Origin of the sequence: Streptomyces sp. N50 (assembly GCF_033335955.1) — a bacterium.
In the GTDB taxonomy this organism is placed as follows: Bacteria; Actinomycetota; Actinomycetes; order Streptomycetales; family Streptomycetaceae; genus Streptomyces.
In genome coordinates this window covers 4902939-4926343 of sequence record NZ_CP137549.1, presented here as the reverse complement: position 1 = coordinate 4926343, position 23405 = coordinate 4902939, and the positions used below count along the sequence as shown (strand labels likewise).

Annotated in this window: 22 protein-coding genes and 1 pseudogene; 8 read left to right on the top strand and 15 right to left on the bottom strand. The window is 69.9% G+C overall.

Going from position 1 to position 23405, the window contains the following annotated elements:
• Nucleotides 1–58: 58 nt before the first annotated feature.
• Entirely contained in the window at nucleotides 59–1858 is a 1800-nt protein-coding gene (locus tag R2B38_RS21990; protein WP_318017768.1) for a prolyl oligopeptidase family serine peptidase, read from the bottom strand.
• Nucleotides 1859–2017: 159 nt separating this feature from the next.
• Here R2B38_RS21990 and R2B38_RS21985 point away from each other — a divergent pair, with 159 nt between their 5' ends.
• Nucleotides 2018–2812 (top strand): SURF1 family protein, encoded by a 795-nt coding sequence (locus R2B38_RS21985; RefSeq protein ID WP_318017767.1) that lies wholly within the window; start codon nucleotides 2018–2020, stop codon nucleotides 2810–2812.
• 70 nt (nucleotides 2813–2882) lie between these two features.
• Here the strand turns inward: R2B38_RS21985 and R2B38_RS21980 are convergent, their stop codons facing one another.
• The 4 genes from R2B38_RS21980 to R2B38_RS21965 all read right to left on the bottom strand — a co-directional run bounded on the left by R2B38_RS21980 (nucleotide 2883) and on the right by R2B38_RS21965 (nucleotide 7577).
• A complete protein-coding gene (locus tag R2B38_RS21980) occupies nucleotides 2883–4142 on the bottom strand; it encodes a hypothetical protein (protein ID WP_318017766.1) in 1260 nt (419 codons plus the stop codon).
• Nucleotides 4139–4714 (bottom strand): SigE family RNA polymerase sigma factor, encoded by a 576-nt coding sequence (locus R2B38_RS21975; protein WP_019063113.1) that lies wholly within the window; start codon nucleotides 4712–4714, stop codon nucleotides 4139–4141. The genes R2B38_RS21980 and R2B38_RS21975 overlap by 4 nt, the downstream gene beginning before the upstream one ends.
• A gap of 524 nt (nucleotides 4715–5238) precedes the next feature.
• The gene (locus R2B38_RS21970; protein WP_318017765.1) at nucleotides 5239–6306 is read right to left on the bottom strand and encodes an aspartate-semialdehyde dehydrogenase; all 1068 of its coding nucleotides are present in this window, start codon (nucleotides 6304–6306) and stop codon (nucleotides 5239–5241) included.
• Nucleotides 6306–7577, bottom strand: a complete 1272-nt coding sequence (locus R2B38_RS21965; protein WP_266860030.1) for an aspartate kinase — start codon at nucleotides 7575–7577, stop codon at nucleotides 6306–6308. Before R2B38_RS21965 ends, R2B38_RS21970 begins: the two co-directional genes overlap by 1 nt.
• A 187-nt stretch (nucleotides 7578–7764) precedes the next feature.
• Between R2B38_RS21965 and R2B38_RS21960 the strand changes: the two genes are divergently transcribed.
• Both R2B38_RS21960 and R2B38_RS21955 read left to right on the top strand, forming a co-directional pair.
• Nucleotides 7765–8460 carry a response regulator transcription factor gene (locus tag R2B38_RS21960; RefSeq protein ID WP_318017764.1) on the top strand — a complete coding sequence of 232 codons (696 nt, stop codon included), beginning with the start codon at nucleotides 7765–7767 and terminating at the stop codon, nucleotides 8458–8460.
• Nucleotides 8457–9746, top strand: coding sequence for a HAMP domain-containing sensor histidine kinase (locus tag R2B38_RS21955; protein ID WP_318017763.1), 1290 nt, complete (start codon nucleotides 8457–8459; stop codon nucleotides 9744–9746). Before R2B38_RS21960 ends, R2B38_RS21955 begins: the two co-directional genes overlap by 4 nt.
• Here R2B38_RS21955 and R2B38_RS21950 read toward each other — a convergent pair.
• A complete protein-coding gene (locus R2B38_RS21950) occupies nucleotides 9712–10221 on the bottom strand; it encodes an SgcJ/EcaC family oxidoreductase (protein ID WP_318017762.1) in 510 nt (169 codons plus the stop codon). The genes R2B38_RS21955 and R2B38_RS21950 overlap by 35 nt on opposite strands.
• Nucleotides 10222–10326: 105 nt before the next feature.
• On the bottom strand, nucleotides 10327–10518 hold the full coding sequence (locus R2B38_RS21945; protein ID WP_318017761.1) for a hypothetical protein: 192 nt from the start codon (nucleotides 10516–10518) through the stop codon (nucleotides 10327–10329).
• A gap of 148 nt (nucleotides 10519–10666) precedes the next feature.
• On the opposite strand from R2B38_RS21945, the gene R2B38_RS21940 reads away from it, so the two are divergent.
• The gene (locus R2B38_RS21940) at nucleotides 10667–11386 is read left to right on the top strand and encodes a sulfite exporter TauE/SafE family protein (RefSeq protein WP_318017760.1); all 720 of its coding nucleotides are present in this window, start codon (nucleotides 10667–10669) and stop codon (nucleotides 11384–11386) included.
• A gap of 28 nt (nucleotides 11387–11414) precedes the next feature.
• Here the strand turns inward: R2B38_RS21940 and R2B38_RS21935 are convergent.
• Together R2B38_RS21935 and R2B38_RS21930 are read right to left on the bottom strand one after the other, a co-directional pair.
• Nucleotides 11415–11788: pseudogene (locus R2B38_RS21935) on the bottom strand (hypothetical protein).
• A gap of 14 nt (nucleotides 11789–11802) precedes the next feature.
• Nucleotides 11803–13059: a helix-turn-helix transcriptional regulator gene (locus tag R2B38_RS21930; RefSeq protein WP_318017759.1), complete on the bottom strand. Its 1257-nt coding sequence runs from the start codon at nucleotides 13057–13059 to the stop codon at nucleotides 11803–11805.
• Nucleotides 13060–13796: 737 nt separating this feature from the next.
• Here R2B38_RS21930 and R2B38_RS21925 point away from each other — a divergent pair.
• Entirely contained in the window at nucleotides 13797–14918 is a 1122-nt protein-coding gene (locus R2B38_RS21925) for an asparagine synthase (protein ID WP_318017758.1), read from the top strand.
• Nucleotides 14915–15664, top strand: coding sequence for a class I SAM-dependent methyltransferase (locus R2B38_RS21920; RefSeq protein ID WP_318017757.1), 750 nt, complete (start codon nucleotides 14915–14917; stop codon nucleotides 15662–15664). Before R2B38_RS21925 ends, R2B38_RS21920 begins: the two co-directional genes overlap by 4 nt.
• A 7-nt stretch (nucleotides 15665–15671) precedes the next feature.
• Here the strand turns inward: R2B38_RS21920 and R2B38_RS21915 are convergent, their stop codons facing one another.
• Entirely contained in the window at nucleotides 15672–15944 is a 273-nt protein-coding gene (locus R2B38_RS21915; RefSeq protein ID WP_318017756.1) for a winged helix-turn-helix domain-containing protein, read from the bottom strand.
• Nucleotides 15945–16106: 162 nt separating this feature from the next.
• Here R2B38_RS21915 and R2B38_RS21910 point away from each other — a divergent pair, with 162 nt between their 5' ends.
• Nucleotides 16107–16457, top strand: a complete 351-nt coding sequence (locus tag R2B38_RS21910; protein ID WP_318017755.1) for a hypothetical protein — start codon at nucleotides 16107–16109, stop codon at nucleotides 16455–16457.
• Between the two features lie 204 nt (nucleotides 16458–16661).
• On the opposite strand, the gene R2B38_RS21905 is transcribed toward R2B38_RS21910, so the two are convergent.
• From R2B38_RS21905 to R2B38_RS21895, 3 genes are all read right to left on the bottom strand, one after another.
• On the bottom strand, nucleotides 16662–17321 hold the full coding sequence (locus R2B38_RS21905) for a DUF5063 domain-containing protein (RefSeq protein ID WP_033284845.1): 660 nt from the start codon (nucleotides 17319–17321) through the stop codon (nucleotides 16662–16664).
• A complete protein-coding gene (gene recR, locus R2B38_RS21900) occupies nucleotides 17314–17913 on the bottom strand; it encodes a recombination mediator RecR (protein ID WP_019070339.1) in 600 nt (199 codons plus the stop codon). Before recR ends, R2B38_RS21905 begins: the two co-directional genes overlap by 8 nt.
• Before the next feature lie 73 nt (nucleotides 17914–17986).
• Nucleotides 17987–18334 (bottom strand): YbaB/EbfC family nucleoid-associated protein, encoded by a 348-nt coding sequence (locus R2B38_RS21895; RefSeq protein ID WP_318017754.1) that lies wholly within the window; start codon nucleotides 18332–18334, stop codon nucleotides 17987–17989.
• Between the two features lie 299 nt (nucleotides 18335–18633).
• Here R2B38_RS21895 and R2B38_RS21890 point away from each other — a divergent pair, with 299 nt between their 5' ends.
• Nucleotides 18634–19353 carry an SLATT domain-containing protein gene (locus R2B38_RS21890; RefSeq protein ID WP_318017753.1) on the top strand — a complete coding sequence of 240 codons (720 nt, stop codon included), beginning with the start codon at nucleotides 18634–18636 and terminating at the stop codon, nucleotides 19351–19353.
• Nucleotides 19354–19485: 132 nt separating this feature from the next.
• Here the strand turns inward: R2B38_RS21890 and R2B38_RS21885 are convergent, their stop codons facing one another.
• Together R2B38_RS21885 and R2B38_RS21880 are read right to left on the bottom strand one after the other, a co-directional pair.
• The gene (locus R2B38_RS21885) at nucleotides 19486–21012 is read right to left on the bottom strand and encodes a substrate-binding domain-containing protein (protein ID WP_318017752.1); all 1527 of its coding nucleotides are present in this window, start codon (nucleotides 21010–21012) and stop codon (nucleotides 19486–19488) included.
• 142 nt (nucleotides 21013–21154) lie between these two features.
• Nucleotides 21155–23356, bottom strand: a complete 2202-nt coding sequence (locus tag R2B38_RS21880) for a serine/threonine-protein kinase (protein ID WP_318017751.1) — start codon at nucleotides 23354–23356, stop codon at nucleotides 21155–21157.
• Between the last annotated feature and the right edge of the window lie 49 nt (nucleotides 23357–23405).

The window sequence follows — 23405 nt, the reverse complement described above, 5'->3', positions numbered from 1 at the left end:
GGTTGGGGCGCAGCCCAAGGGATGGGACGGGTAGCAGCGGGCGCGGGGAAAATCCCGGTCAGCCCCCCAAATGCCTTGCCGCGAAGTCCAGTTCCAGCTTCACCTGCTTGATCCGCTCGTCCACCACCAACGACCCGTGCCCCGCGTCGTACCGGTACACCTCGTGCACCGCGCCCCGCGACTCGAGCCGCTTCACGTAGTTGTCGATCTGGCGGATCGGGCAGCGCGGGTCGTTGACGCCGGCCGAGATGTAGACCGGGGCCGTGACCTTGTCGACGTACGTCAGCGGGGAGGACGCCTCGAAGCGGGCCGGGACCTCCTCGGGGGTGCCGCCCAGCAGCGTGCGGTCCATGGCCTTCAGGGCTTCCATCTCGTCGTGGTACGCCGTGACGTAGTCGGCGACCGGGACCGCCGCGATGCCCAGGGTCCACGCGTCGGGCTGGGTGCCGATGCCGAGGAGGGTGAGATAGCCGCCCCAGGAACCGCCGGTGAGGATCAGGCGGGCGGGGTCGGCGAGGCCGGAGGTGATCGCCCACTCCCGGACCGCCGCGATGTCCTCCAGCTCGATGAGACCGACCCGGTGCTTCAGGGCGTCGGTCCACGCGCGGCCGTAGCCGGTCGAGCCGCGGTAGTTGACCCGGACGACCGCGTACCCGTGGTCCACCCAGGCCGCCGGGCCCGCCGCGAAGGAGTCGCTGTCGTGCCAGGTCGGGCCGCCGTGGATGTCGAAGACCGTGGGGAGGGGGCCGGTCGCGCCCGCCGGCTTCTGGACCAGGGCGTGGATGCGGCCGCCCGGGCCCTCCACCCACACGTCCTCCACCGGGACCGAGCCCGGTGACTTCAGGCCGGGCGGGTCCAGGACGACCTCGCCCGTCGTCGAGCGCACGGCGGACGGCTCGGCGGACGACGACCAGAGGTACTCGACGCTGCCGTCGGGGCGGGCCGTGGCGCCCGAGACCGAACCGGTCGGTGTCGGCACCTTCTCCAGTCCGCCCGAGGCGAGGTCGTAGCGGAAGACCTCGCTGCGGGCCTCGAAGCTGTGCGCGATGAGGAGGGCCGAGCCGTCCGGGTACCACTCGGCGCTCACGTCGCCGGGCAGGTCCAGGGACAGGTCCGTCTCGCCGCCCTTCACCACGTCCCACACCAACGGCTCCCAACGACCCCGCCGCTGGTGGCCGATGAGGAGACGGGTGTCGCCGTCGACCGGTGCGAAGCCGAGGACCTCAAGGCCCAGCTCCTCGGTGCCGCCCTTGGTGTCGTCCAGGTCGGCGACCGCCGTGCCGTCCGGGCGCAGGACGCGCAGCGCGGAGTGCATCGCGTCGCCGTGCTCCGTGTGCTCGATGGCGATCAGCGAGCCGTCGTGCGAGAGGTCGCCGACGCCCGCCGACTCGCGGTGGCGGTAGATCAGCGTGGTCTCGTCACCGGTGCGGGCGAGGTGGATCGTCGTACCGTCCTCGTCCGTCGAGCGGCCGACCACGGCGGTTCTGCCGTCGCGGGCGAGGGCGACCCCGGCCGGATAGGACGGCTCCAGGCCGGGGACGGCCGGTTCGTCCGGGCCGCCCTTGAAGGGCTGGCGGCGCCAGACGCCGAACTCGTCGCCGTCCTTGTCGTCGAACCACCAGATCCACTCCCCGTCCGGGGAGAGCACACCGTCCGTCGTGCCGTTCGGCCGGTCCGTGACCTGGCGTTGCTCGCCCGTCGCCCGGTCCCAGGCGTACAGCTCATACGTCCCTGTCGCGTTCGACACGAACAGGGAACGGTCGGGTGCGTCCTCCGCCCAGTCGGGCAGGGACACGCGGGGCGCCCGGAAGCGCTTCTCCCAGTCCGGTGTGTTCTCGGACCCGTTGCTCTCAGTCATGGCCCCATACTGCCCGCCCACACAGACATTGCACTGGTCGGATCCTCAGCCTGTGGATAACTTCGACCAAGTCCCGGTCGGAGCATTGCCGACGCCCGGTGAACCTCCGGGCCGACCCCCGGGCCAAGGGCCCCACGACAGCCCCGTACCGTGGAAGGCGTGTACCGGTTTCTGCTGACATCGCGCTGGTGGGGCATCAACGTCTTCGTACTGCTCGCCATCCCCTTCTGCGTCTTCATGGGGTCGTGGCAGCTGAGCCGGTTCCAGGCGCGCGTGGACAGCAGTCATCAAGCCACCAAGCAGGTCGAGACCGACCGCACGGAGGCCGCCCGCCCCCTCGCCTCACTGCTCCCCGTCGACCAGAGCACCTCGGGCCGGCAGACCACCGCGACCGGCCGCTACGGCAAGCAACTCCTCGTCCCCGACCGCCAGTTGGACGGGAAGAACGGCTTCTACGTCCTGACCCTGCTGCGCACCGACGACGGCAAGGCCCTCCCCGTGGTCCGCGGCTGGATCCCCGGCAGGCCCGACGCCGCGAAGGCACCGGCCGCACCGACCGGTGAGGTCACCGTCACCGGCTCCCTCCAGGCGTCCGAGACCCCCGGCGACAACGGAGTGAGCGCCCAGGGCGGTCTCCCGTCCGGCCAGACAGCCGCGATCAGCGCGGCCTCACTCGTCAACCTCGTGCCGTACCACCTGTACGACGCGTGGATCACCCTCGACAAGGGCGACTCGGGGATGAAGGCCGTACCGGCGACCGCGCCCGCGAACACCGGCCTCGACCTGAAGGCCTTCCAGAACCTCGGCTACACCGGCGAGTGGTTCGTCTTCGCGGGCTTCGTCGTCTTCATGTGGTTCCGGCTGCTGCGCCGCGAGGTGGAGTTCGCGCGCGACGCGGAGCTGGGCATCGTCCCTGAGGAAGAGCAGGAACAGGCGCCCGTCACCGTCGTATGACAACCCTCGTACGACACCCACCGGATGACACCCACCGGATGACGCCGGTCCCCCGCGACCGGCGACCTTCCTACGACCCCGCCAGCAGGCCCGTCCGGTAGACCGTGCCCGCGCACGCGTTCGGCACCGTGGCCGTGACCGTCGGGGAGCCCGCCTCCGCCGTGTGGGAGACCTGGACGCTGCCGTCGAGCGTGCCGTCCGTGCGGAGCAGCTGGGTGGACGTGCCCGTGTCGCCGGTCGTGGAGCCGCTGCTGGTGCTGGCGTCCTCGGTGGGCGTCGGGGTGGGCGTCGAACCGCCGGTGGTGGTGCCGCCGGTGCTGGTGCCCGTGGTGGGGCAGGTCTCGGAGGGCACCCAGGCGAACTTGACCACGTAGGAGGCGCCCGCCTGGAGCACCAGTTGGGAGACCTCCGTCGAGGGGTCGGGCAGGCCGGCCGCCGCGTCCCCCGAGCTGTGCTGCGCCACGTTGATCTTGGTGCTGTCGGCCGCACCGATCGCGTAGGTGCCGACCGTGCCGGGGCCGCTGACGGTACAGCTCGTGCCGGAGGTGTTGGTGACGCTGAACGTGCCGTAGACGACGCCCGCCGCATCGGCCGCGTCCACCGTCGAGTTGGACGCGCCGAGCTGCTCGGCCGTGCAGACGGACTCGGCCGTCCCGGCGCTGGCCGAGGGGTTCGCGCTCACGGTGCCGCGGCCGGGAGTCTTGCCCGTCCCGTCGTTCTTGTGGCCGCCCGGGTTCTGCGAGGCCCGCCCCGAGGTACCGCCGGAGGTGCTGGAACCGCCGTCCGGGCCCTTGCCCTGGCTGGTGCCGCCCTGCGCCTGTGAGCTGTTGCCCATGATGGACGGGTCGGCGTCGGAACCGGTGGAGTTCGAGACGTGCACGAGGGCCGGAATGGCGGTGCCGAAGAAGAGCACGGTGGCGGCCATGCCGACGAGGGCCTGACGCTTGCGGGCCCTGCGGGCCGGTACCGCCTTGCGCAGGTGGTCCAGCGTGCCGTCGCGCGGCTCCACCTCCTGGACCGCCTGGTGCAGCAGCCGCCGTAGCGCCAGCTCGTCGGAGTCGAACCCTTCGAGGCTGTCCCCATCAGGGGTGTCCCTGTCAGGGGTGCCCCCGGGGTTCTCGTGGTTCTCAGGGTTCTCGGGGGTGTCCCCTCCGGGGTGTTGCCCGTCGAGGCTCGGCCCGGTGGGGCTCTGTTCGTCGGGGCCGTGGTTCACAGTTCCGTTCCCAGCATGTGTTTCGTTCGGCGGATCCTTGCGCGCCCAGGTCGGGCCGCGCCGGACGTCCGGCTCGCGCCGTTCACGCGAACCGTTTCCCTCGGGCCTGTCGCTCATGCCGTGGCCTCCATGGCGATCCGGAGGGCGGCGATCCCGCGCGAGCCGTACGCCTTCACCGAGCCCAGCGATATGCCGAGCGACTCGGCGACCTGCGCCTCGGTCATGTCCGCGAAGTAGCGCAGGACCAGGACCTCGCGCTGGCGGCGCTGGAGTCCCTTCATGGCCTTGATGAGGGAGTCGCGCTCCAGCAGGTCGTAGGCACCCTCTTCCGCGCTGGCCATGTCCGGCATCGGCTTCGAGAGGAGCTTGAGGCCGAGGATGCGGCGGCGCAGGGCCGAGCGGGAGAGGTTGACGACCGTCTGGCGCAGATAGGCCAGGGTCTTCTCGGGGTCACGGACACGTTTGCGCGCCGAGTGGACCCGGATGAACGCCTCCTGGACGACGTCCTCGCAGGAGGCGGTGTCGTCGAGGAGGAGTGCGGCCAGGCCGAGCAGCGAGCGGTAGTGCGCCCGGTAGGTCTCGGTGAGATGGTCGACCGTCGTTCCGGCCGCGACGGCGTCGTCGACACCGTCACGCTGGTTCGGGATGCGGGCGGGCCGCGCTGCGGGCATCGGCGCGATCACCGGCATGCCGCCGGGCGCACGGGATCCACGCGGAGGCCGGAGGGCCGTGCCGCGTGCCGCAGTGAAGTCGAGTACCTGAGCCACGCCAGTTGGACACGCTTCCCCCCTTGGGGGTTGTACGCGTCGGCCGTCACATTTACGTCAGACGAAACAGACAGTCCACACACCTGTCCTCTGTGACCGCCCACCTGTCTCGCGTCCTCACCCACCCGTCTGGTGTCAGGCAGCACAACCGGCAGTGCGTCGAACACCCTCATGCCTACCCGCTCTTCCCCTGTGTCATGAAAAGTCCGGGACGTCCCCACGTCCCTTACCGCATCACCACGCGCCCACCTGAAGGGCGTTCGCAAAGACGCTCCCCGCTCGCCGCGCGGTTGCGGGAAGCGGGGAGTGAAATCTTCGGATGCGGAGGTGGCTGGATTCAAGGGTTCCCAACCATTAATCCGGCCACATCGCGCACCCTGATCCTACAAACCCGGGCGCCACTGGCCAGCGGATTTACGGCGGGGCAGGGGGAGTTGGGCCCGGGCTCAGGCCAGTTCGCGTGCCACCAGCTCGGCGATCTGCGCGGTATTGAGGGCGGCTCCCTTGCGCAGATTGTCGCCGCAGACGAAGAGTTCGAGCGCGGTCGGGTCGTCCAGCGCCCGCCGCAGCCGCCCCACCCACGTCGGGTCGGTGCCCACCACGTCGGCGGGCGTCGGGAACTCCCCCGCGGCCGGATTGTCGAAGAGGACGACCCCTGGGGCCGTGGCGAGAATCTCGCGCGCCCCGTCCACGGTGACCTCGCCCTGGAACCGCGCGTGGACTGTGAGCGAATGCGTGGTGACCACCGGGACACGCACACACGTCACGGCGACCGGCAGCGCGGGCAGCCCGAGGATCTTGCGGGACTCGTCCCGCACCTTCATCTCCTCCGAGGACCAGCCGTCCTCGCGCAGAGAACCGGCCCACGGTACGACGTTCAGCGCGACCGGCTCCGGGAACGGCCCGGTGTTGTCGCCCACGGCCCGCCGCACGTCACCGGGCTTGGTGCCCAGGTCCGTACCGGCCACGAGGGACAGCTGCTGGCGCAGGGTGTCGACCCCGGCCCGCCCGGCCCCGCTCACCGCCTGGTACGACGACACCACCAGCTCGCGCAGCCCGAACTCGGCGTGCAGCGCGCCCACGGCGACGATCATCGACAGGGTCGTGCAGTTCGGGTTGGCGATGATCCCGCGCGGCCGGTGCCGCACCTTGTGCGGGTTGACCTCGGGGACCACCAGGGGCACCTCCGGGTCCATCCGGAAGGCGCCCGAGTTGTCGACGACGACCACGCCCTTGGCGGCGGCGATCGGCGCCCACTGGGCGGAGACCTCGTCCGGGACGTCGAACATCGCGACGTCGACCCCGTCGAAGGCCTCCTCCGTCAGGGCCACCACCTCGACCTGCTCCCCGCGCACGGCCAGCTTGCGGCCGACCGAGCGCGGAGAGGCGATCAGGCGGATCTCGCCCCAGATGTCCGCGTGCTGGGACAGGATCTGGAGCATGACCGTGCCGACGGCCCCGGTCGCGCCGACCACGGCGAGTGTCGGACGCACGGTCGCTCCGATGGTGGCCATCAGCGGCCGGTGCCTCCGTAGACGACGGCTTCGTCGCTGTCGGAGTCGAGGCCGAACGCCGTGTGCACGGCGCGGACGGCCTCGTTGACGTCGTCGGCGCGGGTGACCACCGAGATACGGATCTCGGAGGTCGAGATCAGCTCGATGTTGACGCCCGCGTCGGACAGGGCGGTGAAGAAGTCGGCGGTGACGCCCGGGTTCGTCTTCATCCCGGCGCCCACCAGCGAGATCTTCCCGATCTGGTCGTCGTAGCGCAGCGACTCGAAGCCGATGCCGCCCTTGTTCTTCTCCAGGGCGTCGATGGCCTTGCGGCCCTCCGCCTTGGGAAGGGTGAAGGAGATGTCGGTCAGACCCGTCGAGGCGGCCGACACGTTCTGCACGATCATGTCGATGTTGACCTGCGCGTCGGAGATCGTCCGGAAGATCACCGCGGCCTCGCCCGGCTTGTCGGGCACGCCGACGACCGTGATCTTGGCCTCGGAGGTGTCGTGCGCGACACCGGAGATGATGGCCTGCTCCACCTTCTGGTCCCCAATCGGCTCACTACTGACCCATGTGCCCTGAAGTCCGCTGAAGCTGGACCGCACATGGATCGGGATGTTGTATCGGCGGGCGTACTCCACACAGCGGTGGAGCAGCACCTTGGAGCCGGAGGCGGCGAGCTCCAGCATGTCCTCGAAGACGATCCAGTCGATCTTCCGCGCCTTCGGCACCACCCGCGGGTCGGCGGTGAACACACCGTCGACGTCCGTGTAGATCTCGCACACCTCGGCGTCGAGCGCGGCGGCGAGAGCGACGGCGGTCGTGTCGGACCCACCCCGCCCCAGCGTGGTGATGTCCTTCTTGTCCTGGCTCACACCCTGGAACCCGGCGACGATGGCGATGTTGCCCTCGTCCAACGCCGTACGGATCCGACCCGGCGTGACGTCGATGATCCGCGCTTTGTTGTGGACCGAGTCGGTGATGACGCCTGCCTGGCTCCCGGTGAACGACTGGGCTTCATGCCCCAGGTTTTTGATCGCCATGGCCAGCAGCGCCATGGAGATCCGCTCCCCGGCGGTCAGCAGCATGTCGAACTCACGCCCGGCGGGCATCGGAGATACCTGCTCGGCGAGATCGATCAGCTCGTCCGTCGTGTCGCCCATCGCGGAAACGACGACGACCACTTGGTGGCCGTTCTTCTTCGCTTCCACGATTCGCTTGGCGACGCGCTTGATGCCCTCGGCATCGGCTACGGAGGAGCCTCCGTACTTCTGCACGACAAGGCCCACGTGCGCTCCTCGCTCAGTCCTGGTGTGTCGGCTCAGTTTAACGAGCGCCCGAAATTCCCTTCCCAGGTATCGCATGGTGAGATTCGGACGCCCAGGTCAGCGCATGCCCACTTAAGGGGTGCCGGAAAAGTGCCAAGGGTCACAGGCCACACCTGTGAATTAAGTTTCAAGCATTAAGGTGCGCCGTGTGCGCGTACTTCTGGTGGAAGACGATGAGCCGGTCGCCGAATCCCTGCGACGCGGACTGATCCGCTACGGCTTCGAGGTCGACTGGGTCACCACGGGCGCCGCCGCCCTGGCCCACTCCGCCCCCTACGACGTCGTCCTCCTCGACCTCGGCCTGCCCGACACCGACGGCCTCGACGTGTGCAAGGCGCTGCGCGCCCGCGGCGACATCCCGATCATCGTGATCAGCGCGCGCAGCGACGAGACGGACCGGGTGGTCGGCCTGGAGCTGGGCGCGGACGACTACGTCTCGAAGCCGTTCGGGGTCCGCGAGGTCATCGCGCGCATAAGGGCGGTGATGCGCCGAGCCCAGCCCCGCGCCGCCGCGGAGGCCGCCGGCCCCGACGCCTACGGCACCCGCCTCACCATCGACCGCAAGGCCGCGCGCGTCCGCCTGGACGGCGAGGAAGTCCCGCTCGCCCCCAAGGAGTACGACCTGCTGTCGTTCCTCACCGAGGAGCCCGGCGCGCTGATGTCGCGCGAGCAGATCATGGAAGCGGTCTGGGACGCGAACTGGTTCGGCCCGACGAAGACGCTCGACGTCCATGTGGCGGCGCTACGGCGGAAGTTGGCGGGCGCGATCACGATCGAGGCGGTACGGGGGGTCGGTTTCCGCCTGGAGATCACGGCGTCCGGCGACGGGCCTCCGGCGTCATGATCCGGCAACTGATCGTCAGCTACGTCCTTCTCGTGGCCGTGGCCCTGACGGCCTTCACCGTGCCCGTCGCCTTCACGCTGACCGCCCAACTCCGGGGCGACACCGAGCAGTCGGTGGAGCGCGAGGCGAAGACGATGGCGTTGCTGCTGAGCGGCGACGCCGCCTCGCGGGCCGCGCTGGACCGCATGATCGTGGCGTACGCGCAGGAGACCCCCGGCACGGCCGAGGTACTCCCCGCCGCGCGGGCGAAGACCGCGACGCACTGGGGCGACGGGGAGTTGGAGGTGACGGCACCGGCGAAGCGCGAGGGCCGGACGGTAGGCGCCGTACGCATCACGTACCCGACCTCGGATCTGACCCGGCGCCTGGTGCAGATCTGGGGCTTCCGCGCGATCCTCGCGTTGGCGGTCCTGGCGGTGGCGGCAGGACTGGGCGCTCTGGTCGCCCGCCGCCTGACTCGCCCGCTGCGCCAACTCAACGACATGGCAAGCAAGTTCAGCGACGGCGACCTGACGGCCCGCTCCCCCGTGACGGGCCCGCACGAGACGCAGACGCTGGCCAGGACGTTGAACCAGGCGGGCGAACGCCTCGACACCCTCATCGCCTCGCAGCGCATCTTCGTGGCCGACGCCTCCCACCAACTCCGCACCCCGCTCACGGCGTTGCGGCTCTCGCTGGACAACATCGCGGACGGCGTGGACGACGAGTTCGTACGGGAGGACGTGGAACAGGCGACGGCGGAGGTGGTCCGGATGAGCCGCCTGGTGAATGGCCTGCTGGTGCTGGCACGGGCGGAGGCGAAGGTGACGGCGGCGGAACCGCTGCCGCTGCGGGAGATCGTCGCCGAACGCCTCTCGGTGTGGAGACCGGCCGCCGACGAGCGCGGAGTGGACATCGCGCTCAGGGGGAGTGTCGCCGACGGCCGGCCGCTTGTGCTGGCCAGTCCCGGTCATCTCGAACAGGTCCTGGACAACGTGCTGTCGAACGCCCTGGAGGTGTCACCGGACGGCGCGACGATCACCGTACGGTCGGAACTGCGGGGCGACGAGGTCGAGTTGACGGTGACGGACGAGGGCCCCGGGATGTCCGACCCGGACAAGTCCCGTGCCTTCGACCGCTTCTGGCGCGGTCAGGGCCTCACCGGGCGGACGGGTTCGGGGCTGGGCCTCGCCGTCGTACGCCAGTTGGTGACGGACGACGGCGGAACGGTGACCCTCAGAGACGCACCGGGAGGAGGGCTGCTGGTCGCCATCACCCTTCGGGCATCACCGAGGAGTGGTGGTTGACGATCAGCCACTTGCCGCCGCGCTTCTCGTACTCGTAGGTGTAACGGGCTTCCACGACACGCTTCTTGCCGGTCTTCGGGTCGGTGAGCGTGATGTCGTAGGCACCGGCGTCGATGGCCGAGTTGCTGTCGAGGACGTTGATGTACGTCTCGACCTTCTTCGCGACCGGCTTGTTCGGCAGGAAGTGCTCGAAGTAGTCGACGATCTCGGCGCGGTCGGTACGGATCTCGTTGGAGACGGTGGGCAGGAGCACGGCGTCCGGCGCGTACCGGTCCGCGACCTTCTTCGGGTCGCCGGTCTGCAGGGCGGCGTTCCAGCCGTCGAAGAGGGCGGCTATCTGCTTCTTGGTGTGCTTGGTGGGCTTGGTCTCGTGCTGGGGTCCGGCGGTCGCGGCGACGGTGCCGAGGGTACCGAGGGCCAGGACGGTGGTGACGGTGACGACGGCGGCGCGCTTGCTGATGGATCGGCGGGTCATCTCAACTCCAGCTGTACTGGTGCTCTTTGGGATGACTCCAGACTCGCTTTCCGCCGGTTAGCGCCCGTGCAGCGGACGTACAGGGGGCGGCCAGGACCGACCCAATTAACGCGCTGTGGCCGCCTGACCACGGTCGCGGACGAGGCTGACCCCGGCTCCCAGAGACACGACGCCCATCCCCACGGAGGTCATCACGCCCTGCGTTCCGTCGACCACGAAGGGTGCGATGGCGGCGACGGCGAGGTTGAAGAGGAAGAGGAACCAGAGGACGGGCTTGGAGGAGAGGAGGTTCTTCATGACGGGCATCCTTGGGATCTCGGAGCCGGTGGCTCGTTCACCGGCTGACGTGTTCAACGATCCCGTTTCCGCAGGTCCGCGACGAGGGAGTGCGGTCCCGAAGTGGGGGTGTAGCGGGCTACACCCCCAGCGGGAATGATGTTGCCCCATGACGGGGGACATACTGCTGGCCGCGATCGTTCTCCTCGGCTCCTCCGTGCAGTGGCTCACCGGCATGGGCTTCGCCCTGGTCGCCGTCCCGGCCCTGGTGCTGCTGTTGGGCCCGGCACAGGGGGTAGTCCTCGCGAACTGCGCCGCCGGCGCGATCAGCGTCGTGGGCCTGGCGGGCGGTTGGCGCCAGGTACGGGCGCGCGCGATGGTCCCGCTGTGCGTGGCGGCGGTCTGCACGGTACCGGCGGGCGCGTGGATGACCCGCCAACTCCCGCCGCCCGTGCTCCTGTTGGTGATGGGCGGGTTGGTGACTGTCGCGGTCCTCCTGGTGATGCGCGGCGCCCGCGTCCCCGCCCTGCGCGGCACGAAGGGCGCGATGGCTGCGGGCGCGGCGGGCGGTTTCATGAACGCGGCGGCGGGCGTCGGCGGGCCGCCGATCTCCCTGTACGCGGTCAACGCGGGTTGGACGGTACGGGAGTTCGTCCCCAACGCCCAGTTCTACGGCGTCGTCGTCAACGCGTTCTCGGTCGCGGCGAACGGGGTGCCCAGCTTGCGGACAGCGCAGTGGGTTGCCGTTGGCGCGGCGATGGTGGTGGGCGGGGTGATCGGGCGGGGGCTTGCGGGGCGGATACCCGAACCCCGGGCGCGGGGGCTGGTGTTGGGGTTGGCGTTGGCGGGTGGGGTTACGGCGGTGGGGAAGGGGGTTTGGGGGTTGTGAGGCCAACTCCCTTGTGGTGGATGCGCGACTACGTCGAGTACTTCGAGGTGTCTTCGATGGCCTCGAAGATGTCGGCGTCAGTCTCCTTCTGCCAGTCGGGCAGGTCGGGCCAGTCGGCGACATAGCCGGGCTTGGGGTCCTCGAAGTGGCGGTACATCTGGGCGGTCCAGCAGGTGGCGACGAAGCGGCTCTTCTGTTCGCGGGTGAGGCGTGAGGCGTGGCGATCGCTGAGGTCGAGGAACTGGCGCACCTGGTCGTGGACGGCTCCGGCGGCCCGCCGCTCCCACTCGGGGTCTCTTCCCAGGGGGTGACGTAGCCGGGCTTGGGCTCGCCCGGGAAGTGCTTGTGCACACCGGCGATCCAAGCCTCGCGGAACACTCGTGCGCCCTCGGTCTGCGACATGCCTTCCCCTCTCGTCATGGTGTGCGCAATGCGTCGATCTCGGCGCCCAGTTCGACCACCCGGGCATCGCGGGCGAGCGGACCGAGTTCGATTCGCAGCCTCTGGAGTTTACGGGCGACGTAGCCGGAGGAGGTTGCTCGGGCGAGGTGCAGCGCCTCGCGGCCGTAGGCCATGACCTGGTCCGGGTCCTGGCGCTTCGCGCCGATGGACGCGAGGTCGGTCAGGACCGCGCCGCGACGCCGGAAGGACTGACCGGGGGCGAGTACGTCCTGGCGGAGAGCGGTGCTGAGCACCTTCTCGGCAAGGTCCAGACGCCCCAGTTGCAGATAGCGAGCACCGCGTTCCTCGGCGAGGCGGGAGCCGTCGAAGCGCAGCCAACCGCCTTTCTGTGCGGGGCCGTTCAGGTCCGACACCTTCTCCGCCTCGTCCAGGGACCGTTCGCAGGCGGAGAGGTCTCCGAGGCCGGCGTACGCCTCGGCCTGGACGGAGGCGACCCAGTGGCGGGTCGACAGGGAGCTGTCTCCGCGTCGTGCCACCCTCTGAGCGGCGGAGAGCGCGCCTGCGGCGTCGGCGTAGCGGTGTTCGTTCAGGTCGACGTATGCGTGCCGGACCAGAGCGCATGCCCATAGGTCGTACGACTTGGCTTCCTTGCTGGCGGAGGCGGCGAGCGTGTAGGACGCGGCCGCATCGGTGTAGCGATTGCCGTCGAAGGCCAGTTCTCCGGCGAGTTGGAAGAGGTCACCGGCCGCGCGGCACAAAGACCGTGCTTCGCCTTCCGGTTGTCCGTCCAAGGTGTCGTTGAGGGTGGCGAGCTGGTCATGGACGACCGGGTACACGGAGCCTTTGGCACGGGCGAGTTGGTAGACCTGCCACAGGTGATCGTTCATGCGCAGGAAGTCGTCGGACGTCCCGCGCCGCGCTCCTTCGGCGAGAGCCGCGCTTCCGTCGGCGGGAAGGGCCACCAGGGCGCTGGTGACGGCTATGGCACGCAGAAACTGGCGTCGGATCATGTCGTCGAGGTCCCCTGAGCCGTATCGGTCGGGAGGCGGCGACCCTGCCGACCCCGCACGGGCTGCTTGTGACTGCCCCACCAAGGCGTCGAGTTCGTCAAGGTCGAGGTGCAACAGCTTGGCCAGCTGTAACCGGAGTGGCGGTTGCGGCGTGGTCTCGCGGGTCTCCCAGCGCCCGACCGTACGTCGGTCCACACCGAGGGCGTGCGCGAGGCCTTCCTGACTGTAGCCCAGCGCCCTGCGCCGCTCCGCAAGTCCCATACCGCCCCCTTTCCACGCTTCTCCCCGTGTCTACCCCGGCGGCGCCCGTCTGTCCCACGAGTGTCCCGGGACTGCCTCATGGATGCCGTGGTCTGGGCCAACGCATGCCGGTTTTCTGGACGTTGTGGGACACGGCCACGAAGCCCCGCAAGCTGCGGGGCTCGTCCACCCACTCCGCAGGAGGAGAGGAACAACCATGAACATCGACGAACTGTTCACCGGAGACCTGGTGACCGGCGTTCCCAGCATGGACGCGGCGCTGCTCGACAAGATGCCGGGCGGTGGCGACAACAACGGCGACCACTGCAGCTGATCTGCCCATGAGAGTGGCGGCGGGGCAGGGCCTGGTGCTTTGCCCCTCCGTCGCAGGAGGAAGGGGAACCGCGGTGCTCTCGTTCCGTGTGCGGCTGGCGGACACTCAAAGCAACAACTGGCTCTGGGACACGGGCTGTTGGACGAACGGGGAGAGCTGGATCCGGCCCGCTCACACAACCGTCCTGAAGGCGGAACTCTCTCACGGCCAGGCGACCGACGTCTGTGTGCTGGTGCGGGAACACAAAGGCGGAGAGGCTGACTACGCGTCGCTGCGCGTACGCCGCGACGAAGTACAGGTCTCGGCCGGCGTGTTCGGGACCGCGCCGCTGTACCTCGTGTCGGTCGGAGAAGACCTGTACGGATCCTGGGATCTGGCTGACCTTCGGCCCCACCTGAGACCTGACCGGCTCAACCCGCGGGCGGTGACACGCACCCTGAACCGACAGCACCGCTACAGCGCGGACACCCTCTTCGCGGGGGTGTACCGGCTCACGGAACGCGCGACTGCGGTCTACACAGCAGCAGGGCTCGTCATCGTCTACCCCGAGGCCGCCCAGCACGTGCTGGAACCCAGACGCCTGCGCGCGGGAGTTGACCCCGTGTCCGCGTTCGACGCCCTGCTGACCGAGGTCGTGGCCGAGTGGTGTGCGACGGCGAGTCGTGTCGGGGTCGAGGTGTCCGGTGGGGCGGATTCAGGCAACGTGACGCTCTCGACCACCGCAGCAGGCTTCGTGCGCGTGGACACTTTCGGGCTGCTCATGGGCGGCCGGATCGGCCTGCTTCAGCAGGAGCGGCGCCGCGCGCTGGTGGATCACCTCGGCTTGCGGGACACCGCCGTCCCAGCCATGCGGCACCCGCCGTTCGTACCCGGTGGAGTACGGGAACGCAGGTTGCCGCACGACCCGGCAGGTGCCTTCTACCAGGAGGCTTTCGACGTCGTACGCTCGCACGTGGCCGCCCGAGGCTGCGAGGTGATCTTCACCGGTGGCGGCGGGGACGAGGTCAACGCCCATCACTCACGCACGAGTGCCGAACTTCCCCTGTCTGAACCGGTTCCGTGGCTCGGGGAGAAGGCCACGGAGGCACTGGCCCGGGTGGACGAGAATCTCGCCCCCGTCCCTGTCCTCCCTGTGCCCACCCTCATGGCCTTCGGCCTGCACAATCCGGCGTACCTGCGGCTCGGCGTCTGGCCTGTCGCCCCGCTCGTCCACCCCCGGGTGGTCCGCTTCATGGAACAACTGCCGCACCAGCACAAGCGCGGCAAGATGATGTTCCGCGACCGCTTACGACGCGCGGGACTGCCCGAGTTCGTCGCCGCTCCGACCGAGCCGGAGAACTTCCTCGCGGTCATGGAGTCGGGACTGCGCGCCTACGGACTTCCGCTCCTGGACGACATGCTGCGAGAGTCACGGCTGATCGACCTCGGCTACGTTGATCCGGACGGCCTGGCCATGGCCCGCGACCACGCCGAGCGCGCCCCCGTGGTGCCCGATCTGCTGTGCGACACACTTGCCCTGGAAGTCGGACTCCGGAGCCTTGAATGAGCAACCTGGACACCGTGCGACCGGAACACCTGGAAGCGTCCAACCTCTTCTACCGAGATCCCGCCCTGTACGACAACGTGCAGTCCGACAGCGACAGTGCGCGCATCTGCCGGGAGCTCATCAACCGGCACTCCCCACAGGCCCGCACCCTGCTGGACTTCGGCTGCGGAACCGGCAGGGACCTGAAGCAACTGGCACAGCACTTCGACTGTATCGGCGTTGATCTCCAGCCCGGCCTGGTCGACTACGCTCGCCGGACGCGGCCCGAACTCGATGTCCGGGTCGGCGACATGCGCACCGTTCGACTCGACCGCACCGCCGATGTCCTGGCCTGCTTGGGCAACTCGCTTGCCTATGTGCACGACAACCAGGACATCCAGGCGGTTTTCCGAACCTTCGCCGCGCACTCCCACACCGGGACGCTGCTCGTCCTGTGCTGCCCAGTGACCCCGATCGAGCGCACAGGCCCGCAGGAAGCCCGAGTCGAGACCCGGCTGGGCACTGCCAACGTGACCATCAGCTATGAGTGGGACCTGCGGACACAGCTCAACACCATGCGCCGACACTGGGTGTTCGACTCAGGCGACGAAGCCCGTGACGTGATCCGTCGACGCGTCCTCGGACCGTGCGAGCTGAAGCTGTACGCCACCCTCTCCTGCTTCGAGGTCGTAGAGATCACCAACGGGTCCGGGGTAGGCAGGCTGGTTGGTCCGAGTGCCTACATCGTTGCCCGTTACGGGGGTTGAGCGGCCGTCATCGGGAAGCCATGAGCCCGCCCTCGTCACCACTACGGTCACGCACGTAAGTCCCCCGCTGCGGCACGGTGTAGACGTACCCGAGCTCCCGCAGATGCCGAACCGCTCGCCGCGCCGTGTCCCGAGCCACGCCCCAGCGCTGGATGAGGGTGGATTCGGAAGGAATCGGACGGTCGACCGTGAGGACGCCTGACTCGATGTCCCGGATGATCTCCGCGGCGATCTGCTGATACGGCGGAGTCGGGGCCTCGTAGTCGATGCTCTGACTCATAGGGGGAGCGTAGACAACCAGACACGCTTGGGCCCGTTTCCATACGTAGGTAGACGAGGGTAGAGGAGTTGCTTTACCGTCGGAGACGAGAACGCCCCGACAGACCGATTAGGCCCGGTCCGTCGGGGCTCAGCCGATCAGCTGTCTAGGAGCTGAACGACCATGCGCGATGCTATCGCCACTGCCCTTGCCCTGGTGCTGTCCGTACTGCTCGGCAACCGCCGAGCCAAACCGGGACGCCATTCCGCCGCGTTCTTCGCCGAGCGCAGCGGGACGACCCCCGCCTCCACCGCTCCGGTCAGCCCGTGGTCCCGCCCGTGGACGGGACCGACCAAAGAGGAAGCCCAAGAACTGTTCCGACAGCAGGCTGCAACCGCCCTCGAACTCCACCTGTGCCGCGAGCGGCGGCGAGCTGCCGTGCTCGCCACGATGGGCGTGGACTACCCCTACACGTACGAGGGCGCACCATTCCCCGCTTCCGCCTTCGAAACTGCCAGGATGGCGGCGGCGTGACCGCCGACGGCCATATTGAGCGGGCGAGCGGGCCCGGAGTGACTCTGTACGCATGTCCTGAGCATGCTCCGGACGTTGCTCCTGGTCCCGTTGCCGACGAGTTGGAGGGCGCTCTCTAAGCCAACCCTCGCCGTACACGCACTGTGGGGCGCAGCGTACTCGCCGCGCCCCACCCACAACCCGTCGAAAAGGAAGGCCAGTTGACTACTTCACCGGCCTGATCCCCAGCGGCCCCGCGATCTCCTCCGCCATCACCGCGCCCGCCTCGAACTCCAGCGTCTCGTCGCCCATGCTCACGTCCGTGTCCAGGCCGTCCAGTTCCGGGAGGGGCTGGTTGAGGCGGACGTGGGCGACCAGGGACTGGAGGGCGCGGAGGGTGGCCGAGGCGGTGGAGCCCCAGTTGGAGAAGTAGGAGAACTGCCACCACCACAGGGCCTCCGTGGTGCGGCCGGCGCGGTAGTGGGCCATGCCGTGGCGGAGGTCGGTGATGACGTCGGCGAGGTCGTCGGAGATGCGGGCCGGGACCGGGGCCTTGCGCGGCTCGTAGGGGTCGAAGACCTCCGAGTAGACGTCGATCGGCTCCAGCATCACGGCGAAGCGCTCGCGGATCTCGTCCACGTCCGGCTCCGGGCCCAGGTCGGGCTCGTAGCGCTCGTCCGGGAGGATGTCCTCGTGCGCGCCCAAGCGGCCGCCCGCCAGGAGGAGTTGGGACACCTCCAGGAGGAGGAAGGGGACCGCCGAGTCGGGGTCCTCGCCCTTCGCTACCTCGAAGACCGCGACCAGGAAGCTCTCCACCTGGTCCGCGATCTGGACCGCGAAGTCGTCCGGGTCCGGATCGGTGGCGTGCAGCGTGGCGTCAGACATCTAGGAGTCGTCTCCCCTCGAAGGCGCGGCCGAGGGTCACCTCGTCCGCGTATTCCAGGTCGCCGCCCACCGGGAGGCCGCTGGCCAGGCGGGTGACCTTGAGGCCCATGGGCTTGATCATGCGGGCGAGGTACGTGGCCGTGGCCTCGCCTTCCAGATTGGGGTCCGTGGCAAGGATCAGTTCCGTGACCGTACCGTCGGCCAACCGCGCGAGAAGTTCTCGTATACGCAGGTCGTCGGGTCCGACACCTTCGATCGGGCTGATCGCTCCGCCCAGGACGTGGTACTTGCCCCGGAACTCGCGGGTGCGCTCGACCGCCACGACGTCCTTCGGCTCCTCGACCACGCAGATCACCGAGAGGTCGCGGCGCGGGTCGCGGCAGATCCCGCACAGTTCTTCCTGCGCGACGTTTCCGCAGGTCGCGCAGAAGCGGACCTTCGCCTTGACCTCCATCAGGCACTGCGCGAGCCGCCGTACGTCCGTCGGCTCCGCCTGCAGGATGTGGAAGGCGATCCGCTGCGCGCTCTTGGGACCGACGCCGGGGAGTCGCCCCAATTCGTCGATGAGGTCCTGGACCACGCCTTCGTACAACGGATTGCCTGCCCTTCCGTGGAGTCATGCGGTACGCGTGACACGTACGTACCGTAGTTGGCCGCGGCCTGTCTTAGAAAGGCAGACCCGGAATACCGCTACCGCCGCCGCCCAGGCCCTGCGCGAGCGGGCCGAGCTTCTGCTGCTGGAGGGTCTGCGCGTTCTCGTTGGCCGCCTGGACCGCCGCGACGATCAGGTCCGCGAGGGTCTCGGTGTCCTCGGGGTCGACGGCCTTCGGGTCGATCTTCAGCGCGCGGAGCTCGCCGGCGCCGGTGACGGTGGCCTTGACCAGCCCGCCGCCCGCCTGTCCGTCGACCTCGGTCCGCGCCAGCTCCTCCTGCGCGGCCGCCAGGTCCTGCTGCATCTTCTGGGCCTGCTGCAACAACTGCTGCATATTGGGCTGGCCACCACCGGGAATCACGATCAGCTCCTGGTTTCGTACGGCTGTCAGTCATGGATACGGCCGCGGAACGGCCATGGATACGGCTGGATGGGCGCGGTTTCCCCCGCCTGGCACGAGCCTACGTGTTCCGGGCAGTCATCGCTTCAGCACTCTTTCGAGTGAGTCTTCACCGTGTCCTATACCTGATCAAGACCCACTTCCGGGCGTAAAAGAGGTGAAACCAGATCCTTCGCCACCCATTGGGCGGTAGGAAGGGGCGCGGTAGGAAGGGTCCGGCACATCAGCATCAGGTGTCACACGACGTAAGGGAGTGCCGGGTGGGTCAGCCGGAGATTCAGCCCGAAGGCGGCGATCTGGCCGGGCGGACGTTTCCGCTCGGGGACTGGGGCGAGCCGACGGCCCGGCTGGACGAGCTGTACCGGTGGGTCGAGCGCGGGGCGCTGGAGACGGCGGCCCGCTACCTCACGGACCGCGTGTGGAAGCGGCGCGGGGCGCGGGTGCTGCGCGCGGGCGCGGCGCTGGGCGCGCTTGCGGGGGCCGCGCTGCCCCTGCTGGACCTCACCGGGGTGGTGGACGGGCTGGCCGCCTGGGGCTATCTGGCGCTGCTGCTGGGGGCCGCGTGCGTGGCCGGGGACCGGTTCTTCGGGATGACCTCCGGCTGGATGAGGGACGTCGCTACGGCACAGGCCGTGCAGCGGCGTCTCCAGGTGCTCCAGTTCGACTGGGCGTCGGAGGGTGTGCGGGAGTTCCTGGGGCCCGCGGAGGGTACGGCGAGCGAGGCCGCGGACCGGTGTCTGGCCGTGCTCCGGCGCTTCTCCGAGGACGTGACGGAACTGGTCCGGGTGGAGACCGCCGACTGGATGGTGGAGTTCCGGACCGGGGCGGGGCCGCTGGGCATCCAGTCGGCGGTGGTCCCCGGGAGCAGGCAGGAGGGAACCGTCGTCCACGGCCGGTTCCCGCAGCCGCCGGGGCCGGGCGGGCCCGGGGGCGGCAGCCGCCCGAACATGCCGAGGCAGCGGCCGCCGGAACCACGGTGAGGCGGGCCGGGCGGAGCGGGCGGGGCTCGGGGCGGGCGGGTGCGGCGCGGGTACGACCCCGGCGCAGATACGACCCCGGCCAGGTAAGCCGCGCCAGGACGCGCGCCCCGGTGAGCCGATTCGCCCGCTGAGCTACGCGCAGAGCTTCAGGCCCTCCGGCGTCCAGCACGGGATGTGGCCGTGGGTGCGGATCACGTCCTGGCCGTTGCCCCGCGAGAGATACGTCAGGAAGCTCGACGCGAGGGAGTCGGCCGGGGGCTGGCCGTAGGTGTAGGCGTACTCGATCTCGCGGTACGGGTAGGCGCTCGTGCCGTGTTCGATGGCGTCCACGGAGGGCGGATGGCCGTCCAGCCGGAGGGTGTGCAGACCCTTGGCTCCGGACGCGAGGGTGAGTTCGCTGTAGCCGATCGCGCCGGGGAGTTCGGCGACCTGGGTCAACACCTGGTCCGTGGAGTCGAGTTCACAGCGGATGACGGGCGCGGTCGGGTCGTCCTTGTGCACGCAGTCGACAGAGGAGTTGGCGATCTCGCCGCGCTGCAGCACCCGGCGCTGGAACACCTGTCGCGTACCGGAGTTGGCGTCCCTGCTGACCAGATGCACCGCGAGGTTCGGCCCGCCGAGCTGCCGCCAGTTCTTGATCTCGCCCCGGTACAGGCGTCGTACGTCCGCCGTGGACAGGTTGTCGAGATGAATGCCGTCGTTGACGACGATCGCGAAGACCGACATCGCGACCCGGTTCTCGCGCAGTCGCGGCATGTCGCTCGGCTTGGGTCCGTCCGAGAGGGCTACGACGGCCGGGGAGCCCTTCGCCGACGCGAGCCCGGTGGCTTCCAACTCCCTTACGCCCGCGGTCGATCCGTGCGGGTCGACCACGACCTCCGCGCCCTCGCAGTCCCGTTCGTACTTCTTCGCGACCTCCTCCACGACCGGGGCGAAGGCGGTCGAACCGGTGACGGTGAGGGTGCCGCGCGCGCAGCCGATCGGGGGCGGGCTGTCGTCGCGGACCACGACGATCGCGGCCAGGGTCACCACGCACACCGTGAGCATGATGGTGATCAGCCGGGAGGCGCGGCTGAACAGGGGCGCCTTGTCGTCCGGGGTCGCGCTGCGGTTGGGGTGCACCTCGCCGTCGCGGATGCCGCCGATGAGCCGGATCGGGCAGCCGACGTCACCGCCGGACAGCAGCACCAGCAGCTTGAAGTGGTCGCGGGGGTTGAGCGGGACGCGCGGGATGCGCAGGGTGTTGGTGTCGTAGCCGAGGCCGGCCGCCGGGGTGAAGTGGTCCATCAGATGGTCGGTGCCGACCGGCTGGGTGACCGAGACACCGCGGATCGTGCGGTCGGTGAACACCGCGGTGAGGCCGTGGAGTTCGCGTCCGGTGTAGTCGTTGTCGGCGATGCTCTGCGAGCCGTCGTTCTCGATGCGCAGCAGGACGAGGGTGGCGTCGGACATGCCGGGGGCCTCGTCGAAGAGGCCGAGGCGGCGGTTGGCGCGGCCCGAACGGACGTCGTCGCCAATGGGGTTGTCCATCTGGACGCGGTAGCCGATGCGTTTGCGGCGCGGCGTCCGGCGTTCGTACCAGACCATCACCCCGGACGCGACGATGCCGAGCAGCGCCGTGCCCACGGCGACGACGTTCTCCGCGCTCAGCCACTCCACTGCGGGCCCCCGCTCCCCAGCCGGATCGTGGGGTCACGGTACGAGCGGCACCGGACAACACGCAGGGGGTTCCGAACGAAGTTCGCGTGACGTTCAACTGACCCTGACGTGAAGGGAGTTCAGCTCACCGTCCGCGAGAGGCTCAGCCCGCCTTCGTGTACGTCAGCTTCTCCCCGGTGCTGGTGCTCACCCGCTCCAGCGTGGTGTCCGACAGCAGGGTGATCTCGGTGGCGGAACCCGGGTTGCAGGACGACAGCGGCTTCCCGGAGGTGACGGTCGACGCGCCGATCGCCAACGGGCTCTCGCCGCCCGGCTCTTGGGCGAGGTCCGCGGTGAACTCGCAGTGGTAGCCGGGTCCGTCCGCGACCAGGGTCAGCACCGGAGAGCCCACCTTCCCCTGCCGGATGGTGAGTTGGCGGGTGTTGTGGCCCGTGGCGTTGTCGATGGACGCGTTCCAGGTGCCGAGGTATCCGCTGGGTACGGCACCGTCGCCGGTGGGGGTGGCGGAGGGCGAGGGGCTCGGCGTCGGCTCCCCCGTGCTCGGCCCCGGGGTCGAGGGCGCGGCGCTGGTGGCCCGACCGCCCGGACCGGCCTTCGTACGGCCGCTGTTGCTCCCGCCCTTCATCAACGCGTACACCGAACCGCCGGCGCCCAGCGCGACGACCAGCGCGACCACGACGAGGAACGCGGTCGACCTGCCGTTCCTGCGCGGCGGCTGGGGTTCCCCGTACGCCGGGGCCATCCCGGCCGGGCCCGGGCCGTAGGGCGGGGTGGCGCCGAGGCCGCCGTTGTGCGGGTAGGGGTTGTACGGCACCTGGCCGCCCCAGCCGAGGAGTTGGCGGGGCGGGGGCTGGGGGTACGCCTGCTGCGGGTCGGCGTAGGTGGCGGGCTGGGGGTGCTGTTGCGGGTAGCCGTAGGCCGGGTGCGGGGGCTGTGGGGGCGGCGGTGTCCGGGTGGCTCCGGCCTGGTCCGCGACCACCGTCGGAGAGTGGTCGCCCTGCGCCGCACCGGGCGCCGGTGCGGGTGCGGGTGGTGTCGGGGAGGAGTCGTCGGAGGCGGGGGCGTGCTCGGGGGAGGCTTCGGAGACGGTGGCGGGTGGGTGGGCGAGGGGGGTGCGGGCAACGGGGGTCTTGCTGAACAGGTCCGGCTTCTGCACGGGGACGGGAGCGGGCGCGGGCGGGAACCCGGGCGCGGGCGGGAGCGTGGGTGCGGGAGCGGGCGGGAACCCAGGCGGGAGCGTAGGTGCGGGCGGGAGCGTGGGCGCGGGCGTGGCTCCCTGAACCACAGCCGCGCCTTCCGCCTCCGCGCCCTCCGAACCCCCCGCACCCTCCGTACCCCCCGCGCCCTCCGCCTCGGAACCCTTCACGCCCGGGCCCTCCCCCGGCTTCCCCTTCTCCGGATCCACCCGTTCCAGCTCCGTCGTCTCCGGGTCCTCCGTGTCCAGCAACTGCACGGCGTGGCGGCCGAGTTGGGCGACCAGCGCACCCGGCAGCCACGGGTCGCGGGACCGGCCCCCCGAGACCGTGTCCTCCGCGCCCGTGCGGTCGAGGATGCGGTGGAGGGTGGGGCGGGTGGCCGGGTCCTTGCGGAGGCAGTCGCGGACGAGGTCGGCGATGCCCTCGGGGACGCCCGACAGGTCGGGTTCCTCCTGGGCGATGCGGAACATCAGGGCGTGCACACCGCTGTTGGCGGCGCCGAAGGGAAGGGTGCCGGTCGCGGCGTAGGCGAGGACGGAACCGAGGCAGAAGACGTCGCACGCCGGGGTGATGCGGTCGCCCCGTACTTGTTCCGGCGCCATGAAACCGGGCGAGCCGACCAGCGAACCGGTGCGGGTGAGTCCGTCGCCCGCCTGAGTCTCCAGGGCCCGCGCTATGCCGAAGTCGATGACGCGGGGGCCGTCGATGGTCACCAGCACGTTGGACGGCTTGAGGTCGCGGTGGACGATGCCGGCGGCGTGGATGTCCTGGAGCGCGTGCGCGAGACCGGCCGCGAGAATCCGTACCGAGCGCTCGGGCAGCGCGCCGTGGTCGCGCCCGACGACCTGTTGCAGGCTCGGCCCGGCGACGTACCCGGTGGCCACCCACGGCACCTCGGCCTCGGTGTCCGCGTCCAGCACGGGTGCCGTCCAGTGGCCGCCGACCCGCCGCGCGGCCCGCACCTCCTGCCGGAACCGCGCCCGGAACTCCTCCTGCGCGGCGAGGTCCTCCCGCACCAGCTTCACGGCGACCGTGCGTCCCCGGTCCGACCGGGCCAGATACACGTGCCCCATGCCACCGGCGCCCAGCCTGGCCAACAGCCGGTACGCCCCGATCCGCTGCGGATCGCCCGCCCCCAGTTTCTCCACGACGGCGCCGCCTCCCCTGAATTCCCCGGTCACGCCCCCGGTCACGCCC

Coding starts and splice junctions, on each gene's coding strand:
- R2B38_RS21955 (WP_318017763.1), top strand. CDS start 8,457: ATGATCCGGCAACTGATCGTCAGCTACGTCCTTCTCGTGGCCGTGGCC.
- R2B38_RS21920 (WP_318017757.1), top strand. CDS start 14,915: ATGAGCAACCTGGACACCGTGCGACCGGAACACCTGGAAGCGTCCAAC.
- R2B38_RS21945 (WP_318017761.1), bottom strand. CDS start 10,518: ATGAAGAACCTCCTCTCCTCCAAGCCCGTCCTCTGGTTCCTCTTCCTC.
- R2B38_RS21950 (WP_318017762.1), bottom strand. CDS start 10,221: ATGACCCGCCGATCCATCAGCAAGCGCGCCGCCGTCGTCACCGTCACC.
- R2B38_RS21980 (WP_318017766.1), bottom strand. CDS start 4,142: ATGAGCGACAGGCCCGAGGGAAACGGTTCGCGTGAACGGCGCGAGCCG.
- R2B38_RS21970 (WP_318017765.1), bottom strand. CDS start 6,306: ATGGCCACCATCGGAGCGACCGTGCGTCCGACACTCGCCGTGGTCGGC.
- R2B38_RS21905 (WP_033284845.1), bottom strand. CDS start 17,321: ATGTCTGACGCCACGCTGCACGCCACCGATCCGGACCCGGACGACTTC.
- R2B38_RS21990 (WP_318017768.1), bottom strand. CDS start 1,858: ATGACTGAGAGCAACGGGTCCGAGAACACACCGGACTGGGAGAAGCGC.
- R2B38_RS21975 (WP_019063113.1), bottom strand. CDS start 4,714: ATGCCGGTGATCGCGCCGATGCCCGCAGCGCGGCCCGCCCGCATCCCG.
- R2B38_RS21915 (WP_318017756.1), bottom strand. CDS start 15,944: ATGAGTCAGAGCATCGACTACGAGGCCCCGACTCCGCCGTATCAGCAG.
- R2B38_RS21940 (WP_318017760.1), top strand. CDS start 10,667: ATGACGGGGGACATACTGCTGGCCGCGATCGTTCTCCTCGGCTCCTCC.
- R2B38_RS21910 (WP_318017755.1), top strand. CDS start 16,107: ATGCGCGATGCTATCGCCACTGCCCTTGCCCTGGTGCTGTCCGTACTG.
- R2B38_RS21930 (WP_318017759.1), bottom strand. CDS start 13,059: ATGGGACTTGCGGAGCGGCGCAGGGCGCTGGGCTACAGTCAGGAAGGC.